Source organism: Streptomyces sp. NRRL F-5755, assembly GCF_001279365.1.
Classification (GTDB): Bacteria; Actinomycetota; Actinomycetes; order Streptomycetales; family Streptomycetaceae; genus Streptomyces; species Streptomyces rimosus.
Map to the genome: position 1 here is coordinate 89,135 of NZ_LGCW01000262.1, position 18,251 is coordinate 107,385.

Genomic DNA, 18,251 nt, shown 5'->3' on the forward strand with positions numbered 1-18,251 from the left:
TCCAACACCCCCCCTGCCTGATCATGGACCGCAGCCGGCCGGCACACAGCGTCGTGACGCCGGCGCCAATGAGGAGCAGCAGTCTTGCGCGAGTTCAGCCTTCCGGCCCTGTACGAGGTCCCCGCGGACGGCAATCTGACGGATCTGATCCGCCGCAATGCCGCGCAGCACCCCGATGTCGCCGTCCTGGGCCGCAAGGTCGACGGGCGGTACGAGGACGTCACGGCCACCGAGTTCCTCGCCGAGGTGCGGGCCGTCGCCAAGGGCCTGATGGCCACCGGGATCGAGCCCGGCGACCGGATCGGCCTGATGTCGCGCACCCGCTACGAGTGGACGCTGCTGGACTTCGCCATCTGGAGCGCGGGCGCGGTCACCGTCCCCGTCTACGAGACCAGCTCCGCCGAGCAGGTGCAGTGGATCCTCGGCGACTCCGGCGCGGTGGCCTGCCTGGTGGAGACGCCCGCGCAGGAGGCCGCCGTCGAGTCCGTACGGGACCGGCTGCCCGCGCTGGAGAACATCTGGCAGATCGAGCGGGACGCGATCGCCCGGCTGCGCGCGGCCGGCGAAGGGATCACCGACGCGGAGGTGGACGAGCGCAGCGCCGCCGCCGACGCGGACTCCCCCGCCACCATCGTCTACACCTCCGGCACCACCGGCCGCCCCAAGGGCTGTGTGCTCACCCACCGCAGCTTCTTCGCCGAGTGCGGCAACGTCGTCGAACGCCTCAAGCCGCTCTTCCGCACCGGCCACTCCTCGGTGCTCCTCTTCCTCCCGGTGGCGCACGTCTTCGGGCGGCTGGTGCAGGTGGCCTCGGTCATGGCGCCCATAAAGCTCGGCCACGCGCCCGACATCAAGAACCTCACCGACGACCTCGCCGCCTTCCGCCCCACGCTGATCCTCGGCGTCCCCCGGGTCTTCGAGAAGGTCTACAACTCGGCGCGGGCCAAGGCGCAGGCCGAGGGCAAGGGCAAGATCTTCGACCGGGCCGCCGAGACGGCCATCGCCTACAGCCGCGCGCTGGACACCCCGGCCGGGCCCGGCCTCGGCCTGAAGCTCCGGCACAAGCTCTTCGACAAGCTGGTCTTCGGCAAGCTGCGCGCGGTGCTCGGCGGCCGGGCCACCCACGCCATCTCCGGCGGCGCGCCGCTGGGCGAGCGGCTGGGCCACTTCTACCGGGGCATCGGCTTCACCGCCCTGGAGGGCTACGGCCTGACGGAGTCCTGCGCGGCCACCGCCTTCAACCCGTGGGACCGGCAGAAGATCGGCACGGTCGGCCAGCCGCTGCCCGGCTCGGTGGTCCGCATCGCCGACGACGGCGAGGTGCTGCTGCACGGCGAGCACCTGTTCACCGAGTACTGGAACAACGAGGCCGCGACCAAGGAAGCGCTGTCCGACGGCTGGTTCCACACCGGTGACATCGGCACCCTGGACGAGGACGGCTACCTCGCGATCACCGGCCGCAAGAAGGAGATCCTGGTGACGGCGGGCGGCAAGAACGTCGCACCGGCCGTCATCGAGGACCGTATCCGCGCGCACGCGCTGATCGCCGAGTGCATGGTGGTCGGCGACGGCCGCCCGTTCGTCGGCGCGCTGGTCACCCTCGACGAGGAGTTCCTGCCGCGCTGGGCGGCGGAGAACGGCCGCCCGGCCGGGCAGAGCGTCACCGAGCTGAGCCGGGACCCGGAGCTGCTGGCCGCGGTGCAGCGGGCGGTGGACGACGGCAACGCGGCGGTCTCCAAGGCCGAGTCGGTGCGCAAGTTCCGCATCCTGCCGACGCAGTTCACCGAGGAGTCCGGGCATGTGACGCCGTCGCTGAAGCTGAAGCGCAACGTGGTGGCGAAGGACTTCGCCGAGGAGATCGAGGCGATCTACCGCCCGTAGCGGGCGGGGTGACGCTGCGACGAAGGCCGGGCGGCTGGTTCCTCCAGTCCGCCCGGCCTTCGCCCATACCGCCGTTGTACGCCGCTTACAGAAGCTCCTTCAGCCGCTCCGCCAGCAGGTCCCAGCGCCACTTCTCCTCCACCCAGGCCCGGCCGCGCTCGCCCATGCGGCGGCGCGCTTCCGGGTCCTTCAGGAGGGCGATGACGCGCTCGGCCGCGACCGTCGGGGAGCCGCCCGGGACGACGTACCCCGTCTCGCCGTCCAGCACCGCGTCCGGCGCGCCGCCGGAGTCGCCCGCGACGACCGGGAGTCCGGTGGCGGACGCCTCCAGGTAGACGATGCCCAGGCCCTCGACGTCCAGCCCGCCGCGCCGGGTGCGGCACGGCATCGCGAAGACGTCCCCGGCGCCGTAGTGGGCGGGCAGTTCCTCCCACGGGACGGAGCCGGTGAAGCGCACCGAGTCCGCGACGCCCTTCTCGACGGCGAGGGCGTGCAGCTGCTTCTCGTACGGGCCGCCGCCGACGATGAGCAGCACCGCGTCCGGCACTTCGGCCAGGATGCGCGGCATCGCCTCGATCAGGGTGTCCTGCCCCTTGCGCGGCACGAGCCGGGAGACGCAGACGACGACCGGCCGCTCGGCGAGCCCGAGGCGGGCCCGTACCTCGTCGCCGCCCGAGCCGGGGTGGAACGTCTTCTCGTCCACGCCGGGCGGCAGTTGGACCATGCGGCCGGCGGCGGCCGGCGTCAGCGCGGCGGCGATCCGCGAGCGGGTGTACTCACCGAGGTAGGTGATCGTGTCGGTGCCCTCGCCGATCCGCCGCAGCAACTGGCGGGAGGCGGGCAGCTGCGCCCAGCCCGCCTCGTGCCCGTGGGTGGTGGCCACGATCCGGCGCGCGCCCGCCCGGCGCAGCGCCGGAGCCATCAGGCCGAGCGGCGCCGCGGCGCCGAACCACACCGAGGAGCAGCCATGGCGGCGCAGCAGGGCGGTGGCGGTGCGGGTCACCCGGGGCGTCGGCAGCAGCATCGTCGTACGGTCCCGTACGACCGGGAAGGGCTGCTCGGCGTCGAAGCGGGCGGTGGCGGCGACGCCCTCCTTGCTCCGCTTCCAGGTGGAGGCGTAGACCACGACCCGGTCCGGGTCCAGGCGCAGCGCCATGCTGTGCAGGAATGCCTGGATGCCGCCGGGGCGGGGCGGGAAGTCGTTCGTGACGATCAGCGTCTTGTCCATTGCCCTCGCACAGTACCGGGTCGCCGGACACGGCCGGTGCGGACGGCCCCGGCGCGGACGGGTCTCGTCTACGGTCGTGCCAGGCCGTCGTGCGCGCGTGCGGACGCGGGCGGCAAAACGATGGCGGACGACGGAGGACGGAGGACGGCGGACGAGGTGCCGATGACCAGGGCCGGCAGCCGGCCCTTGTGGGACGCCGCGCGTGTCCTGGCGCCGCCGGTGGCGGTGTGGGCCGCGACCCGGGCGGTGCTCCTGCTGTGCGTGTTCAAGGTGCTGGTGCTGCCGGGGCCGGACGTGACCAGCGACATCACGGGCATCTACCACGGCTGGTCCGAGGTCCTGAAGTCCGGCAGCTTCCCGCAGGACGACGTGACCTGGCAGTATCCGCCGGCCGCCGCGCTCGCCGTGCTCTCCCCCGGCCTGCTGCCCTTCCTGGACTACGCCTCGGCCTTCTTCCTGCTGGCCTGTGCCGCCGACGCGACCGCCTTCGCGCTGTTCCTGTACGCGGGCCGGCGGCCGGGCAGACGTCTCACCGGCGTCTGGGTGTGGACCGCGGGCGTCGCCCTGCTCGGCCCGACCGCGTACTCCCGGTACGACCTGATGGTCACGGCCGTGGCCGTCGCCGCGCTGTTCGCCGCCGCCAGCCGGCCGCGCCTCTCCGGCGCGCTGGTGGCCTTAGGCGCGCTGCTGAAGGTCTGGCCGGTGCTGCTGCTGACCGGCGCTCCCCTGCGGGGCCTCCGGGCCCGCAAGTTGTGGGGCGCGGCGGCCGTCGGCGCGCTGGCGCTCACGCTGCTGCTCGTCGCGTGGGCCCCTGGCGGGCTGGCGTTCCTCACTTTCCAGCGCGATCGGGGTACGGAAGTGGAGTCGCTGGGCGCGCTCGTCTTCCACCTGGCCCGGCAGTTCGGCTGGGACGGCGAGGTGCTGCTGCATTACGGCTCGGTGGAGTTCGTCGGCCCGTACGTACCGCTGGTCAGCTTCCTGGCGCTGGTCCTGACCGCGGCGGCCTTCGGCTGGCTGCTGCTGTGGCGGCTGCGCGCGCGGGAATTCACCTCCGCCACGCTCGCCGACGCCGCCTTCACCGCCGTCCTCCTCTTCGTCACCACCAGCCGGGTCATCAGCCCGCAGTACATGATCTGGCTGGTCGGTACGGCAGCCGTGTGCATGACGCTGCGGGCGAGCCGGATGGCACTGCCCGCCTCCCTGGTGCTGCCGGCGGCCGGGGCGACGCTGCTGGAATTCCCCGTCTGGTTCGCGGACGTGGTGACCAGTCAGGCGCCCGGCGTCGTCATGCTGACCGTACGCAACGGCCTGCTGGTGGCCGCCTCGCTGACCGCCTGCCGCAGGCTGTGGCGCTCTACGGTCACCGGGCCACGGCGGCAGCGCGCGGGCGGCGCCCGTCGGCGGACCGCCGGGACGGGGCACGGACCGGACGCCGAACCGGAGCCCGGAACCCGGCGCGGGGCCGATGCCGAGCCGGAGCCCGGCACCGTCGCCACCTCCCGTACGGAGGAGGCGGCCGCCCCGGCGCCCGTGCCGGCCGTCAGCCCAGCTGCTCGGCCACGTACGCCCGCCACCGCCGGGTGAACTCCGCCGGGCCGACGCCCAGCTGGTCCCGCATCGCCCGCCCGGCGCTCTCCGTCCCGCCGTGCCCCGCCGCCCGGTAGAACGCGCCGAGCTTCCGCTCGCCCCACCTGTCGGCGATCATGCGGCAGGCCAGCCAGCCGCCCTCGTACGCGCGGGCCAGCTGCCGCGCGCTGCGGCTGAAGCGGAAGTCGCCGTCGGCCGGGAGCCGGGACGGCGGCGCGCCCTTGGCGACCGCGTGGGCCAGTTCGGGGGCGGTGGTGGCGGCCGGGCGCCCGCCGCCGCGGTAGGCGGCCCAGTCGGCGAAGCCCTCGGAGAGCCACATCGGGGTGTCGGACGTGGTGGCCGTACGCGTCGCGACATGGGTGGCCTCGTGCGTCAGCACGATCTGCCGGCCGGCCGCGGACAGTTCGCCGTACGCCTCCGGGTTGACGACGACCCGGTCGGCGGGGGCCGCCGGGCCCGACTCGCCGGTCGTCACGGCCGCTATGCCCCGGTAGCCCGACGGATCGGTGGCGTTCAGCAGCTCCGCCATCCGCTCCAGCGACTGCGGCGCCTCGACCACCACCCGCCCGGCCCACTTCCCCGGCCACGCCTTGCCGACGGCGGGCACCGCCGCGTCCGTACGCTCGGCCAGCTCGCGCAGCGCCGCGGTGCCGCGCCCGACCCCGAGGACCAGGCTGTAGCGCCCCCGGACCACCTCGACCGGCCCCTGGTCCCACAGCCGGCGCGCGCTGCGCCGCCCGCTCGGCGCGCCGTCCGAGTCCGAGCTGATCCGCCACCGGCCGCCGCGGTCGGTGAGGGTCAGGTACTGGACGGCGGTGACCGGCGCGGTGTCGTACCCGGTGAGCCGGTAGCGCAGCCGCACCTCGGCCGCGACCCGCCGCCCGTCCGCGCCGACGACCGCGGGCAGCCCGAACGCGTCGGTCCGCACCAGCTCGTACGACCAGGCGGCCAGCGGCACCCGCGCGAGGTTGGCGAACATCCGCCGCTGCTCGGAGCGGTACCCGGCCGCGCGGGGGTCGACCGAGGCGAGGAAGGCCCCGGCGTCCCGGTTCCGTACGGCCGCGGCGCGCTGGTCCAGCATGCGCTGGATGCCCGGCGGGGCGGCCTGCGCGCCGGCCGGGTCGTCGCAGCCGGTGAGGAGCGCCAGCAGTGCCAGCGGCAGGGCCGCGCACAGTGCCGCCCTGATCCCCCGGACCGCCCGCCGCCGTACCTGATGACCTGCCACGCGGCTGATCGTAAGCACCGTCCCGGAGCGCGGACAGGGGTCAGGGGCGGGTTACGGACGAGATCGGCATCATGCCGACGGGGTCGGACCGCACCCGCGCGCCCGGATACGGCGCGTGCACCACCTGTCCGTTGCCCACATACATGGCGACATGACTGGCATCGTCCCGGTAGATGACCAGGTCTCCCGGCTGGGCCTGGCTGACCTGAACCTGCCGTCCCGCGCCGCGCTGGGCTTGCGAGGTGCGCGGGATGCCGACTCCGGCGCGCGCGTAGGCCCACTGCATCAGCCCGGAGCAGTCGAACGCGGACGGGCCGGAGCGCCCCCACGCGTACGGCGCGCCGATCGCCGCGCGCACCGCCTGGACGGCGGCCCCGGCGCGGCCCGAGGGGTGCGCCGCCCCGGACGGGGCGGGCAGCGACCGCCCGACGCCGCGGTTCGCCCGGTCGTAGGCCGCCCGGTCGGCGCCGGTCAGGGCGTTCAGCAGGTGCTGCGCCGCGGCCAGTTTGCGCTCGATGTCCTTCTTGTGGCTCGCCACCTCGCGCCGGCTCGCCTCCAGGTCCGTCAGCTTGCCGGCTGCCGCCCGGCGCTCCAGCTCCAGCCCGCGCTGGGCGCCCTGGAGTTCGCGCAGCTGCCCGGCCTGGTTGCCGTGGACGCGGTCGAGGACGGACGCCTTGTCGAGGTAGGTCGACGGGTCCTCGGACAGCATCAGCTTCAGGGCCGGGTCCAGGCCGCCCGAGCGGTACTGGGCGGAGGCGACGGCGCCGAGCCGGGCGCGCAGCCGGTTGACGCGCTCCTGGCCGCGGGCCACCCGGTCCTGGAGGGCGGTGACTTCGCCCCGTAGCTTCCGGGTCCGTTCGGAGGCCCCGTTGAACTCCTCGGTGACCTTCTCGGCCTGCTCGTAGAGAGCGTCGACGCGCGAGGTGACCTCGGCGGGCGCCGGAGCCGGGGCGGCGCCCGCCCCGCCCGCCGACAGGGCCGCGGCCGCGGTGACCGCGGCGGCCGACAGGACGGTGATCCTGGTCGCACCGGCCAGGCCGGACTGTGAGACACGGCGGTGGGACACCACGAAAGCCGCACTCCCTTCCGTGCAGCCGCTGCCGCCCGGACGGACGGTCGATGACCGGCGACTGCGAGGGCAGACAGTAACGGCGCCGGTGGCCCGTATCCAAAGACCCGCAACGCGCCCTGCCGGTACGCAAAAAGCCGCCCCGCCGGTGACTGCGCAGGTCACCGGCGGGGCGTGAAGTCAGCGGCGGCCACCGCAATTCGCCCGATCGGGCGGCAGCGGCGGCCGGTCCGCGTCAGACGCGGACGCCGAACTGGAAGGGCATGTTGTTGATCGACTCGTAGCGCACGGACGCGCCCGGCTTCGGCGCGTGCAGCACCTGGCCGTTGCCCGCGTACAGGCCGATGTGGTGCAGGTCGCCGTAGAAGAGCACCAGGTCGCCCGGCTTGAGGGCGCTCTGCGAGCTGATGCGGGTACCGGCGTTGGCCTGCGCCTGCGAGGTGCGCGGCAGCGACTGGCCGGCCTGCTGGTAGGCCCAGGAGGTCAGGCCCGAGCAGTCGAAGGAGGACGGACCGGTGGCGCCCCACACGTAGGGCGAGCCGATCTTGGAGGCGGCGGCGGACAGCGCCGCGGCGCCACGGCCGGAGGCCGGTGTGTCGTTGCCCAGGTCGGGGCGCTCGTTGCCGCGGCTGGAGCGGTTCTTCTGCTGCTCCTCCTTCTGGAGCGCTTCCTTCTCCTTGGCGGTGAGGGTGTTCAGCAGCTCCTGCGCCTTGGCGAGCTTGCCCTTGATCTCGTCCTTCTTCTCACCCAGCGCCTTGCGGGTTTCCGAGAGGTCCTGGATCTTGGACGCGGCCTCCGCGCGCTCCTGCGCGAGCTGCCGCTGCTTGTCCGCGATGGTCTTCAGCTGCTCGGCCTGCTTGCCGCTCAGCTGGTTGAGCGTGGCGGCCTTTTCGAGGTAGGTGTCCGGGTCGCCGGACAGGAACAGCTGCACGGACGGGTCTATGCTGCCGCTGCGGTACTGGCCGGAGGCGACCGAACCGAGGCCCTTGCGGAGCTGGTTCAGCTCTCCCTGGCCGCGGGCGACCTTGTCCTGGAGGCTGTCCACCTCCTTCTGCAGCTTCTCCTGGTCCTCCTTGGCCCCGTTGTACTTCTCGGTGGCCTGCTCCGCCTGCTCGTAGAGCTTGTCGACCTCGGACTTGACGTCTTCCTTCTTCGGCTTCGGGTCGGCATGGGCGGCCTGGGACGAGAGGGCGACGGCCGCGGCCGCGGTCGCGGTGAGCACAGTGACACGCGTGCGGCTCGGCTGCTTGGGTCGACGGTGGGACGCCACGGAGGCGAGCTCCTTCTTCCTTCAGCCGCCTACCGGGAGTGGGGGGTAGCTGGACCCCGGCTCCGCGCCAACGCCGCGGATCTGGCGGTTCCTTCACTGTTCATCCCGGATGGATGATCAACTGCATGAAGGGTCGAGGCATGACCTTAGTAACCGAGTTGTGATCGCTTCAAATCCTCACCGGAAAAAACTCCCGGATGCTCCTCATCCTTTACCAACATCACACAGGCAGTAGCGGTCACTTGACACTCAGGCACGAACGGCAGGCATGAGATGCCTCATTGATGGGTACACCTTTACCTCCGTCCCGCGCGCCGCACCGGCCTCGAACCCCCCGGCGGCACTTCCCGGAACCTACCTCCCGCACCACCCCGGCTGTCCCGCGTTCCGGACAAGTCGTACGCATAGTACGGATCGCACGAATCGCACGAACGGACCGTACGACCCGCAGCCCACGGTGGTTCAGGTGCGGGCGAGCCGCTTGAGCAGCAGGGCGGAAGCCACCGGCCGCGCCCCCGCCTTGGCGACGCCGTCGGCCACCTCGCGGTCCGTGGAGACCACCACCACCGGGCGGCCGGGCGGCTCGGCCCGTACGAGCTGGCGGATCAGCTCATCGGCCGTCACACCCGGCTTGCTGAACAGGACCCGCACCCCGCGCGGCGGCGCGAGCAGCACCGGCGCGGCCAGCTCGGCGCCGTCGAAGACACACGTCATCTCCGCGCCCGTCTGCGCCGCCAGCACCGCCAGGCCCCCCAGCAGCCGCAGCCGCTGCTTGTCCAACGGCATCGTGGGATAGCCGGTCTTGGTGACGTTGTAGCCGTCCACCACCAGGTGGGCCTGCGGCAGCGCCAGCAGTTGGTCGAGCAGCGCGGGGTCGGTCTCCGACAGCGCGCGCGTGGCGATGTCCTTCGGCGTCATCTTCCCCGGCGCCACGGCGTCGACGGTGTCGGCCGGGTGTGTGTCGGCGGGCGGCAGCGCCAGTTCGCGGCGCAGGCCCTGGGCCGCATCCAGCACGGTGTCCAGCAGCAGCCGCAGCCGCATGTCCTCGACGCTGCGGCCCTCCCGCGTGGCGCGGCGGCTGGCCTCCAGCGAGCCCTCGGCCTCCGCGATCCGGGCCTTGAGGCGGCGCACCTCACTGTCGGCCGCACTCTTCTCCTGCGCGGCGGCGGCCCGTACGGACTCCGTCTCGGCCACGGCCTTGCGCACCGCCGCCTCACCGCGCTTGACGTCGCTGAGCGCGCTGCGCAGCTTGCGCTGCAACGACTCGTTCTCCTTGCGCAGCGCGTCCAGGTCGCCGCGGACGCGCTCGGCCTCGCTCCGCGCCTCCGCGCGGGCCCGCGCCAGTTCCTCGCGCAGCGCCGCCAGCTCGCGCTCCGCCTCCTCGCCGGCCCGCTCGGCGCGGGCGCGCTGCGCCTCCTCACCGGCCGCCGCGACGAGCTTGACCCAGCCCTCGGGGCGCAGCACATAGGCCGCCGCCGCGACATCGAGCGGGTCGGCGGCGGCGGGCGGGGTGCCGTTGTCCAGCGCCTCGGCCAGCTCCGGCTGGGCCTCGCGCAGCCGGCTCGCGATCCGCTGCCGGAAGACCGCGTCGTTCTCCAGCGCCGCCGCCATCGCGTTGCCCGCGAACTTGGCGCGGCGGCTGGGGGTGAACCGGGCGTACTGCCGCAGCGGCGGCGGAAGTTCGGTGACCGTCAGGCCGCCGAACGCCTCCGCGGTGAGCGCCACGACGCGGCGCCGCACGCCCTCGGGCAACGGACGGTCGAGCACCTCGTCCGCCGCGGCCGCACCGGCCTCGGCATCGCGCTCCGCCCCCGCAGGCCCATCTGGACGCTCCACCACTGCTGCATCGCTCCGATCTCAGGCGCTCGACTCAGGCGCTCGCGCCCGGCCGGTCCACCAGCTCGATCTGGTCGACCGCGTTGCACCAGCGGCAGCGCACGGACTCGATGCTCTCACTGCGCACCTCGCGCTCCTCCACCTTCGCTTCCCCGGCCAGGTCGAAATGGAGGTACTCCACGGCCTCGGACCGGCGGGTCACATCGAAGCGCGTCAGGTTGCCGCACAGCGTGCAGCGCCACCGGGTCCCGTCCGTCGGCAGGGGAACAGCCATGGTGTCGTCCTCTTTCGTCACGCTCGGGCGAGCGGGGCTCGTGCTGTCGTTCGGGGGCTTCCCGCGGTGCGCCGTCGGACTGCGGAAGTACGCGGGGTACTGCCCGTACCCTACGGCCTGATGCCGGTACGGTGCGGGCCCCGGCCGAGAGGCGGGACGCGGCGAGGCGCTCTGTCCCGAATGCCCCCATTGAGCCATGATCACTTCATGACGGCCCCGCCCCTGATCCCCCGGACGCCCCGCGTCCGCTCGGTGCTGACCGTGTTCTCCCGCATGACGAACGTCCTGATCGCCGTGTGCTGTGTCCTCTTCGTCCTCGGCCCCGCCTCCGGCCTCAACGGCATATACGGCACCGGCGACGCCGTCGTCCAGGCCCAGACCGCGTACTTCGAACGGTGGGGCGTCATCCCGCGCGACCTGTGGAGCGGCTCGCCGCGCGCACTGCTCACCCCGCTGACCGCCCTGTTCGTACACGGCAGCTGGCTGCACCTGCTGGGCAACGTGCTCTTCCTGTACGTCTTCGGCGGCATGGCCGAATCCCGGATGGGCCGGCTGCCGTTCACCGTCTTCTACGTCGTGACCGGCTACCTGGCCCTGATGGGCTACGCTGCCGCGCACGCCGCCTCCGGCCAGACCCTGGTCGGCGCCTCGGGGGCGATCTCCGGAGTGCTGGGAGCCTTCCTGTACCTGTTCCCCAGGGCCCGGGTCACCAGTCTCTACCCGTTCCTCTTCTTCCTGCCGCTGCGCTTCCCCGCCTGGATCGTGCTGCTCTTCTGGTTCGTCCTCCAGTGGCTCGCCGCGCAGCGCGACCCCAGCACCCCGGGCGTTGCCTACCTGGCCCATGTCGTGGGCTTCGCCCTGGGCTTCCTCTACGCCTGGGTGCGCTACCGGCCCGCCCCCTGTCCGCCGCGGGACGCCGTCGCGGCCACGGGTAGTGTGGGGTCCGCCGGAACGGCGAAGCAGCAGGCGACCGAGGGAGAGAGCCAGCCGTGATCACTTCGATCGTGCTCATCAAGACCAGTGTGGACCGCATCCCGGAGATCGCGGAGAAGATCGCCGCGCTGGAGGGCGTCAGCGAGGTCTACTCGGTCACCGGTGCGCACGACCTGATCGCGATGGTGCGGGTCGCCCAGCACGACGAGCTGGCGGACGTCATCCCCGGCCGGATCAGCAAGATCCCGGGCGTCGCCTCCACCGAGACGCACATCGCCTTCCGTACGTACTCCCAGCACGACCTGGAAGCGGCCTTCGCCATCGGCCTGGACGCCTGAGAGCCTGGCCGGCGCGGGCGGCTGTGCCCGCCCGCGCCGGCGTCACCCGCGCCGCGGCGCCCGGACAGCGGAGCGCCGCGGCAGGGTGGTCCTGAGGGCTACGCCGCCGTGTCCGGCACGCAGCGCCCGTCCTCGGTGCGGTAGCTCCACCGCGCGCCGTCCGCGACCAGCTCCTTGACGGCCCGTACGAAGCGGTCCACGTGCTCGTCGGGCGTACCGGCGCCGAAGCTCACCCGGATGGCGTTCAGGCTCTTCTCCCCCGGCGCGCCCTCCGGCGCACCGCACTCGCCGGGCGCCTGCGACTCGGCGCCCAGCAGGGTCCGTACGAGCGGGTGCGCGCAGAACAGCCCGTCGCGGACGCCGATTCCGTACTCCGCCGAGAGGGCCGCCGCGAAGTGCGAGCTGTTCCAGCCGCGGACCACGAAGGACAGCACGCCCACCCGCGGCGCGTCGTCCCCGAACAGCGACAGCACGGTCACCTCGGGCACCTCGGCGAGGCCCGCCCGTACCCGCTCGACCAGGTGCTGCTCCCGGGCGACCAGGTTCTCGAACCCCGCCTCGGTGAGGGCCTTGCAGGCGGCGGCGATGGCGTAGGCGCCGATGACGTTGGGCGAACCGGCCTCGTGGCGGGCGGCGGTGGTGTGCCACTCGACGTCCACCCCGCCGTCGGAGCGGCGCGCGACCGTACGGCTGGCGCCGCCGCCCGCGAGGTACGGCTCCGCCTCCTGGAGCCAGTCCGCGCGCCCGGCCAGCACACCGGCGCCGAAGGGCGCGTACAGCTTGTGGCCGGAGAAGGCCACCCAGTCCACATCCAGTTCCGCGATGTCGACCGGGTGGTGCGGGGCGAGCTGGGCGGCGTCCAGCACGATCCGCGCGCCGTGCGCGTGCGCCGCCGCGGCCAGCTCCCGTACGGGCCACAGCTCACCGGTCACATTGGACGCACCCGTCACGCAGACCAGGGCGTTCTTGTACGGCTCGCGCTCCGCGAGCGCCCGCTCCAGGGTGTCCACCGCCTGCCCCGGCGTGCGCGGCGCGTCCAGGTAGGTCACCTCGACGTCCGTGCGCTGCTCCCAGGGCAGCAGCGAGGCGTGGTGCTCGGTCTCGAAGACGAAGACCCGGGTGTCCGCGGGCAGCACCGCGGCCAGCAGATTGAGCGAGTCGGTGGTGGAACGGGTGAAGACCACCTGGTCTCCTTCCCGGACCCCGAGGAACCGGGCCACCTCCGCCCGGCTGTTCTCGAACAGGTCGGTGGACAGCTGCGAGAGGTAGCCCGCGCCGCGGTGCACACTGCCGTAGTACGGGGCGTACGCGGCCACGTCGTCCCAGACGCGCTGGAGCGCGGGGGCGCTGGCGGCGATGTCCAGCGCCGCGTACTCGACCTCGCCGCCGGTGACGAGCGGGACCAGGACGTCGCGACCCAGCACGGGCAGCGGGGCGCAGACGGCGGAAGCGGAATCGGTGGCGGCAGCGGAAACAGGCATGGCGAACTCCCGTGAAGGCAGGGCGACTTCGCTGCGGGGCGCACACGCCTGAGCGGGGCCGGCCGACAGCGGTGAAAGAAGAAAAGGGTGCGGAAAACGGGGCCGGACGGCCCTAACGCATTCGCTGCATCACGAGAGATCTCCCTCAAGGACCAGGATCCCTGGCACGAGGGATCCGCGCTTGCCGCAGACCTCGCTGCCTGCGGCCTGGTCATCACCCGGGGCACCCCGCCACGGACGGAGGGTTGCCGGACAGCGGGCCGGGGCCGTAGTCGCTGTCACTCGTGACCTGCGCAGCATCATGCCACACGAACAGACGCGCGCAAGGCCCGGTCCGCGATCCGGACCGAGCCCTGCGTCACATCACCGCCGGCTCAGGCGTTGCTGGCCGCCACCCACCGCTCCAGGGCCCGGCGGGCCGCGCCGGAGTCGATGGCCTCGGCGGCCCGCTCGATGCCCGCCGCGATCTGCTCGGCCAGCGGCGCCCCGGTCGGCGCCAGCGCCACCAGCGCCGCCGCCGAGTTCAGCAGCACCGCGTCGCGCACCGGCCCGTGCTCGCCGCCCAGCAGGCGGCGCGCCACGTCGGCGTTGTACGAGGCGTCGGCGCCGCGCAGCGCCTCCACGGGCACCAGGTCGATCCCCACGTCCCGCGGGTCGAAGGTCTCCTCCCGTACGGCGCCGTCGCGCACCACCCACACCTTGGAGGTGGCGGTGGTCGTCAGCTCGTCCAGCCCGTCGTCGCCGCGGAAGACCAGCGCGGAGGAGCCGCGCTCGGCCAGCACACCGGCCAGGATCGGGGCCATCCGCGCGTCGGCGACGCCGGTGGCCTGGGCGCGGACCTTCGCCGGGTTGGTCAGCGGGCCCAGCACGTTGAAGGTCGTACGGATGCCCAGCTCGCGCCGTGCGGCGGCGACGTGCCGCAGCGAGGGGTGGAACTTCACCGCGAAGCAGAAGGTGATGCCGGCCTCCGCGGCCACCTCGACGACCCGGCGCGGCGTCAGGTCGAGGTTGACGCCCAGCTTCTCCAGCACGTCGGACGCGCCGCTGGCCGACGAGGCGGCGCGGTTGCCGTGCTTGACGACCTTGGCGCCGGTGCCGGCGACCACGATCGAGGACATGGTGGAGATGTTGACGGTCTTGGCGCCGTCGCCGCCGGTGCCGACGATGTCCACGCTCGGCCCCGGCACCTCGATGAGGTTGGCGTGCGCGTACATCGTCCGTACCAGGCCGGAGATCTCGGCGACGGTCTCGCCCTTGGCGCGCAGCGCCACCGCGAACCCGGCGATCTGCGCGTCGGTGGCCTCGCCGCGCATGATCCGGTCCATCGCCCACGCGGTGTCGTCGGCGCTGAGGTCACGGCCCTGGAGGAGCGCGTCCAGTACGGCCGGCCAGGTGTGGGCCGCCACGCTGTCGCCGCCGTTCGGGGTCGCAACGTTCATGGTCCACACTCCTGGATTCGTGTCCTGCTGATGCGCAAAACCCTATCCGGCGTCCGGGCATGCCGAAGGGCCCCGTCCGATCCTCGAACGGGGCCCTCTGGGTGGCGTACTTACGCGGTGGTACTGCCGTGCGTCACACGGCGGGGATCAGTGGTGGCCGTGGCCGCTGGTGATCTCCTTGTACTCCTCCGGGGTCGGCTTCGGGATGACGTTGTCCTCGCCGTAGTAGCTCTTGGAGAGCTTGGCGCGGAGCTTCGTCGACCGCTTGACCTTCCGCTCGACACCGTTCTCGTCGACCTCCGGGCCGATCTCGAACGGCTTGGGCTGCTCGTGCTGCGTGAGCACGTGCAGCTGCTCCTGGTTGAGCGGCTCGTGCACCTCGATGAACTCACCGTGCGGCAGCCGCTTGATGATGCCGGACTCGCGTCCGTGCAGCACCTTGTCGCGGTCGCGGCGCTGGAGGCCCAGGCAGATCCGCTTGGTGACGATGAAGCCCAGGATCGGGCCCGCGAAGAACGCGATCCGCACGAACCAGGTGATCGAGTTGATCGACAGGTGGAAGTGGGTGGCCCACAGGTCGTTGCCACCGCCGACCAGCATCACCAGGTACGCGATCAGCCAGGCCACACCGAAGCCGGTACGGGTCGGGGCGTTGCGCGGGCGGTCCAGGATGTGGTGCTCGCGCTTGTCGCCGGTGACCCAGGACTCGACGAACGGGTAGACCGCGATCGCCACCAGCACCAGCGGGAAGATCAGGATCGGGATCAGCACACCGAAGTTGATGGTGTGGCCCCAGATGTCCCACTCCCAGCCGGGCATCACACGGACCAGACCCTCGGCGAAGCCCATGTACCAGTCGGGCTGGGCGCCGGTGGACACCTGGTCGGGCCGGTAGGGGCCGATGGCCCACACCGGGTTGATGCTGGCGACCGCCGCGATCACCGAGATCACGCCGAAGACCAGGAAGAAGAAGCCTCCGGCCTTGGCCATGTAGACCGGCAGCAGCGGCATGCCGACGACGTTCTTGTTGGTCTTGCCTGCACCCGGGAACTGCGTGTGCTTGTGGTAGAAGACCAGGATCAGGTGCGCCACCAGCAGGCCGAGCATGATGCCCGGCAGGAGCAGCACGTGGATCGTGAAGAACCTCGGGATGATGTCGTGCCCCGGGAACTCCCCGCCGAAGATGAACATCTGCAGGTACGAGCCGATCAGCGGCATCGCCAGGATGACACCCTCGATGAACCGGACGCCGGTGCCGGAGAGCAGGTCGTCCGGCAGCGAGTAGCCGGTGAAGCCGGTGAACATGCCGAGCACCAGCAGCAGGAAGCCGAACAGCCAGTTGACCTCGCGCGGCTTGCGGAAGGCGCCGGTGAAGAACACCCGCATCATGTGCACCATCATGCCGCCCAGGAAGACCAGGGCCGCCCAGTGGTGGATCTGCCGGATGAGCAGACCGCCGCGCACGTCGAAGCTGATGTCCAGCGTCGACTCGAACGCCTGCGTCATCCGGATCCCGTGCATGGGCACGTACGAGCCGTGGTAGGTCACCTCGGCCATGCTCGGGTGGAAGAACAGCGTCAGGTAGACGCCGGTCAGGATGATGATGATGAAGCTGTAGAGGCAGATCTCGCCCAGCATGAAAGACCAGTGGTCCGGGAAGATCTTGCGCATGTTGGACTTGGCGAGGCTGTAGATGCCCAGCCGGCCGTCCGCCCAGTCGGCGATCCGCTCGCCCCGCGGCGCCTGGCCGCGGCGCGTGGTGGTCGCGCTCGTCTCGTTACTCATCCGCGCTCCCAGAAGCTCGGGCCGACGGGCTCCGCGAAGTCGCTTACGGCTTCGAGGAAGCCGTCCTTCACCGTGATGTGCAGCTGCGGCAGGGCGTGTCCGGCGGGGCCGAAGATGACGCGTCCGCCGTCGGACAGGTCAAAGGTCGACTGGTGGCAGGGGCACAGCACGTGGTGCGTCTGCTGCTCGTAGAGGCTGATCGGGCAGCCCACGTGGGTGCAGATCTTCGAGTAGGCGACGATGCCCTCGTGCGACCAGTCCAGTTCCTGCTTGTCCTTGATGTTCTGCGGCTGGATCCGCACGAGCATCAGGGCGTCCTTGGCGATCTTGGTGTTGAACTCCTCGTCGTCCTCCTCCAGGCCCTCGGGCTTGGCGAACGTCAGGGAGCCGACCGCGATGTCCTCGGGACGCAGCGGGAGGTTGGTGGACTGGTTGACCAGGCGGACGCCCTTCTTCCAGCCCGTCGTGCGCAGCTTCTTCTCCGGCAGCGGACCGAGGTCGCGCAGCAGCACGACACCGGACAGCGGCACCACGGCCAGCGCACCGAACATGGTGTTGCGGATCAGCTTGCGGCGGCCGAAGCCGGACTCCTTGGCACCCTGCCGGAAGTCCTCCATGACCTTGGCCTTGACCTCGGGGGCCGCCTCGATCGGGTGCCGGTCGTCGGCGACCTCCTCGTCGGACATCAGCGTGCGGGCCCAGTGGACCGCGCCGGCGCCGATGCAGAAGAGGGCCACACCCAGCGTCAGGCCCAGCGCGAAGTTCAGCGCGCTGACGTGGCCGAACGGCCAGATGTAGACGATCTTGTCGACCGGGAAGATCACGTACGAGGCGATGAAGCCGATCGTCGCCAGCATCGACACCGTGAACAGCAGGGCGACGGTGCGCTCGGAGCGCTTCGCGGCCCGCTCGTCGATGTCCTGGATGCGGTGCTCGTGGGGCGGCAGCCCCGGGTCGGCGAAGGGATTGTCCGCCGTGTCCACCGCGCCGCCGTGAGCCGTGTCCCGCTCACCGGGGAGGTTCTTTTCTGGCACGTCTTCGTGTCGTCCAGTCTCACTCATGACTTCTTGGCCTTCGTAGTCCGGGCTGCGACCCAGATGGCGACCGCGATCAGCGCGCCCAGGCCGGCGATCCAACCGAAGAGGCCCTCGGTGACAGGTCCGAGACCGCCCAGGCCCAGACCACCGGGGCTGGGGGTGTCGTCGCTGTTGACGGCGCCGAGGTAGGACACGATGTCCTTCTTGTTCTGCGGGGACAGCGAGCCGTCACCGAACGAAGGCATGTTCTGCGGGCCGGTCTCCATGGCCTCGTAGATGTGCTTCGGGTCCACGCCCTCGAGCGTCGGTGCGAACTTGCCGTTGGTCAGGGCACCGCCCTTACCGGTGAAGTTGTGGCACTGCGCGCAGTTCGTACGGAACAGCTCACCGCCCTTGGCGATGTCCGCGCCGTCCTTGCTGTACTGGTCCTTGTTCGGCACGTTGGGACCGGCACCCAGCGACGCGACGTACGCGGCGAGCTGGTCGATCTCGGCCTGGCTGTAGATGTTCTTCTTCCGCGGCACCTGGGCGCCGGGCTGCTGCGCCGGCATCCGGCCGGTACCGACCTGGAAGTCGACGGCGGCGGCGCCCACGCCGACCAGGCTCGGGCCGTCGGAGGTGCCCTGACCGCCGGTGCCGTGGCAGCTGGCGCAGCCGACGGCGAAGAGCTTCTTGCCCTCCTTGATGGCAAGAGACTGGGCGGTGTCATCGGCCTGGGCCTTGTCCGCAGGCGCGAACGCGGCGTACAGCCCCCCAGTGACCGCCAGCGCGAAGAGTAGGACGACGAGCGCCGCCAGCGGATGGCGCCGTCGTGCGGAGAGCTTTTTCACGGATTACCCCGGTGTCAGGATCTTCTGCGTCGATGCTT

General features: G+C 71.9%; 15 protein-coding genes and 1 riboswitch. Of the genes, 4 read left to right on the top strand and 11 right to left on the bottom strand.

Translation table 11 applies throughout. The annotated features are described in order from the left end of the window. Positions 1–84: 84 nt before the first annotated feature. Positions 85–1,881, top strand: a complete 1,797-nt coding sequence (locus ADK86_RS22280; protein WP_053698166.1) for an AMP-dependent synthetase/ligase — start codon at positions 85–87, stop codon at positions 1,879–1,881. A gap of 85 nt (positions 1,882–1,966) precedes the next feature. Here the strand turns inward: ADK86_RS22280 and ADK86_RS22285 are convergent, their stop codons facing one another. Next, entirely contained in the window at positions 1,967–3,109 is a 1,143-nt protein-coding gene (locus ADK86_RS22285) for a glycosyltransferase family 4 protein (protein WP_053698167.1), read from the bottom strand. Between the two features lie 162 nt (positions 3,110–3,271). Between ADK86_RS22285 and ADK86_RS22290 the strand changes: the two genes are divergently transcribed. Further along, positions 3,272–4,693 carry a glycosyltransferase 87 family protein gene (locus ADK86_RS22290; protein WP_053698168.1) on the top strand — a complete coding sequence of 474 codons (1,422 nt, stop codon included), beginning with the start codon at positions 3,272–3,274 and terminating at the stop codon, positions 4,691–4,693. Here ADK86_RS22290 and ADK86_RS22295 read toward each other — a convergent pair. From ADK86_RS22295 to ADK86_RS22315, 5 genes are all read right to left on the bottom strand, one after another. Then, entirely contained in the window at positions 4,650–5,921 is a 1,272-nt protein-coding gene (locus ADK86_RS22295; protein WP_078952184.1) for a hypothetical protein, read from the bottom strand. The genes ADK86_RS22290 and ADK86_RS22295 overlap by 44 nt on opposite strands. 40 nt (positions 5,922–5,961) lie before the next feature. Beyond that, positions 5,962–6,990: a C40 family peptidase gene (locus tag ADK86_RS22300; RefSeq protein ID WP_053698169.1), complete on the bottom strand. Its 1,029-nt coding sequence runs from the start codon at positions 6,988–6,990 to the stop codon at positions 5,962–5,964. Positions 6,991–7,225: 235 nt separating this feature from the next. Beyond that, positions 7,226–8,260, bottom strand: a complete 1,035-nt coding sequence (locus tag ADK86_RS22305) for a C40 family peptidase (RefSeq protein ID WP_053698170.1) — start codon at positions 8,258–8,260, stop codon at positions 7,226–7,228. Positions 8,261–8,722: 462 nt separating this feature from the next. Then, positions 8,723–10,099: an NYN domain-containing protein gene (locus ADK86_RS22310; RefSeq protein WP_420718873.1), complete on the bottom strand. Its 1,377-nt coding sequence runs from the start codon at positions 10,097–10,099 to the stop codon at positions 8,723–8,725. Positions 10,100–10,130: 31 nt separating this feature from the next. After that, on the bottom strand, positions 10,131–10,370 hold the full coding sequence (locus tag ADK86_RS22315) for a hypothetical protein (RefSeq protein ID WP_003982413.1): 240 nt from the start codon (positions 10,368–10,370) through the stop codon (positions 10,131–10,133). A 273-nt stretch (positions 10,371–10,643) separates the two neighbouring features. On the opposite strand from ADK86_RS22315, the gene ADK86_RS22320 reads away from it, so the two are divergent. Together ADK86_RS22320 and ADK86_RS22325 are read left to right on the top strand one after the other, a co-directional pair. After that, positions 10,644–11,363: a rhomboid family intramembrane serine protease gene (locus tag ADK86_RS22320; RefSeq protein ID WP_053698224.1), complete on the top strand. Its 720-nt coding sequence runs from the start codon at positions 10,644–10,646 to the stop codon at positions 11,361–11,363. Beyond that, a complete protein-coding gene (locus ADK86_RS22325) occupies positions 11,360–11,641 on the top strand; it encodes an Lrp/AsnC family transcriptional regulator (RefSeq protein WP_030593194.1) in 282 nt (93 codons plus the stop codon). The genes ADK86_RS22320 and ADK86_RS22325 overlap by 4 nt, the downstream gene beginning before the upstream one ends. A 98-nt stretch (positions 11,642–11,739) precedes the next feature. Here the strand turns inward: ADK86_RS22325 and ADK86_RS22330 are convergent, their stop codons facing one another. The 5 genes from ADK86_RS22330 to ADK86_RS22350 form a co-directional block, all read right to left on the bottom strand. Next, positions 11,740–13,122 (bottom strand): aminotransferase class V-fold PLP-dependent enzyme, encoded by a 1,383-nt coding sequence (locus ADK86_RS22330; protein ID WP_053698171.1) that lies wholly within the window; start codon positions 13,120–13,122, stop codon positions 11,740–11,742. A gap of 172 nt (positions 13,123–13,294) precedes the next feature. After that, a riboswitch (SAM riboswitch) is annotated at positions 13,295–13,412 on the bottom strand. A gap of 84 nt (positions 13,413–13,496) precedes the next feature. Then, entirely contained in the window at positions 13,497–14,561 is a 1,065-nt protein-coding gene (trpD, locus tag ADK86_RS22335) for an anthranilate phosphoribosyltransferase (protein ID WP_053698172.1), read from the bottom strand. Between the two features lie 147 nt (positions 14,562–14,708). Beyond that, a complete protein-coding gene (locus ADK86_RS22340) occupies positions 14,709–16,346 on the bottom strand; it encodes a cytochrome b (RefSeq protein WP_053698173.1) in 1,638 nt (545 codons plus the stop codon). Next, positions 16,343–17,407 carry a ubiquinol-cytochrome c reductase iron-sulfur subunit gene (locus tag ADK86_RS22345; RefSeq protein ID WP_053698174.1) on the bottom strand — a complete coding sequence of 355 codons (1,065 nt, stop codon included), beginning with the start codon at positions 17,405–17,407 and terminating at the stop codon, positions 16,343–16,345. The genes ADK86_RS22340 and ADK86_RS22345 overlap by 4 nt, the downstream gene beginning before the upstream one ends. Continuing rightward, a complete protein-coding gene (locus ADK86_RS22350) occupies positions 17,404–18,213 on the bottom strand; it encodes a c-type cytochrome (RefSeq protein WP_003982404.1) in 810 nt (269 codons plus the stop codon). The genes ADK86_RS22345 and ADK86_RS22350 overlap by 4 nt, the downstream gene beginning before the upstream one ends. Positions 18,214–18,251 lie beyond the last annotated feature (38 nt).